We start from the raw sequence: 1,701 nt of genomic DNA, 5'->3' as shown, positions 1-1,701 counted from the left end.
GCGCCATACAGCGTGAGCTTGGACAACTATGACGGTCCTTATACACAAGGTGCCCCTGGACAGACCCTGTTTGAGTTTACGGGATTGGGTGGCGGAGACCACATCGTATATGTGCGAGACAGCGAAGGATGTGAATCTGAGTGGAACATCACCTTCCCAGAGGCTGCCAACATACAGGCTGTGGTAACGGTTGAGTACCTATGTGTAAACAACTTATCCAGCAATACGGTAACCGTGACCGTGGACGAGACACTGACCGATATCTCACAACTGGACTATTCACTTGACGGTGGACCATACCAGATGAGCAACGTATTCAACGACGTGCCTCCGGGAGTGGGACACTATATCGAGGTAAGACATACCAATGGATGTATCGTGGTTACCGACCTGTTCGACATTGAAGGATACGACCCGCTGGCACTTGTGCTGGTCGAGGGGGACATGAACGAGATCATCGCACAGGCCACAGGTGGAAACGGTGAGTATGAATTTACTTTTAACGGTGAAGACTATGGCCAGGAAAACTCCTTTATGATCACCCAGACCGGTACACATACCGTAACGGTGACAGACAGTGCCGGATGTACCGCCATGGCAACCATCTACCTCGAGTTCATAGACCCATGTATACCCAACTACTTTACCCCCAACGGGGACGGAGTTGCCGATACCTGGGGACCTGACTGTGTGGACAACTACCCGGACCTCGAGTTCTCGATCTTCGACAGGTACGGAAGAAAGATCGTCACACTTAAGGTCGGACAGAAATGGGACGGTAAGTACGACGGAAAGGAACTCCCTACCGGGGATTACTGGTACGTGGTTAACCTGAACAGCGCACAGGTGGACAAGGATTTTGTCGGACACTTTACTCTATATAGATAATGATAAACATGTAGCCCCACTACCCTAACAAAAACTGATGATTATGAAAAACCTACTTATATTCCTCATGCTAGCCTGTACCACGGGGAGCTTTGCCCAAGAGCTCAACCTGCCGGTATGGACACAGTACCTGGCAGATAATGACTTTGTCCTATCCCCAACATATGCGGGGATAGGTGACAACCTAAGGGTCAGACTCAACGGGCTCACACAGTGGGTCGGGATCAAGGACGCACCGGACAACCAGTCCCTGTACGTCGATGCAAGGGTCACAAACAAAAACGGGGTGGGGCTCTCACTCTACAACGACAGCAACGGGAACACAAGACAGAAAGGACTCAAGGTCTCTTTCTCTCACCACCTGACACTCGACTACCCGTCTAGGCAGTTCCTCTCATTCGGGATTTCATACAACCTGAACCATTTCAGGATCAACATTGAAGATTTTCAGACAACATACAACGATCCGGTAATTGACCCCTACGTCACAGATGATAGGGCCACTTCAAACAATAATTTCGACGTGGGGGCTCTGTACCGTTGGGGAGGATATTACTTCAGCTTCAACGTAAACAACCTGCTGGACAAAAAATGGAACGATGACTACGATTTCTCAAAGATCGAGCCGGAACTCCTCAGGAACTACCAGATATATACAGGATATGTTATCAAGAGCAAGAACAACAAGTTCATCGAAATGGAACCGTCCATTTTCTACCAGAACTTCTCAAGTGACGGAAGGTCTACAACCGATGTCAACTTCAAGTACAGAAAGTTCAACAGAAAAGAAGATTACTACTGGATTGGCGCCTC

The 1,701-nt window shown here is 48.9% G+C and carries 2 protein-coding genes; both read left to right on the top strand.

Going from position 1 to position 1,701, the window contains the following annotated elements; all coding sequences use genetic code 11:
- On the top strand, positions 1-888 hold an 888-nt coding region (locus GZ212_RS15990; RefSeq protein ID WP_166962530.1), incomplete at its 5' end, for a T9SS type B sorting domain-containing protein.
- 43 nt (positions 889-931) lie between these two features.
- The coding region (locus GZ212_RS15985; RefSeq protein ID WP_166962527.1) for a type IX secretion system membrane protein PorP/SprF at positions 932-1,701 on the top strand (770 nt) is incomplete at its 3' end.

Origin of the sequence: Mangrovimonas sp. CR14 (genome assembly GCF_011764015.1) — a bacterium.
GTDB classification, from domain to species: domain Bacteria; phylum Bacteroidota; class Bacteroidia; order Flavobacteriales; family Flavobacteriaceae; genus Mangrovimonas; species Mangrovimonas futianensis.
This window is presented reverse-complemented; position numbering and strand designations above follow the sequence as displayed.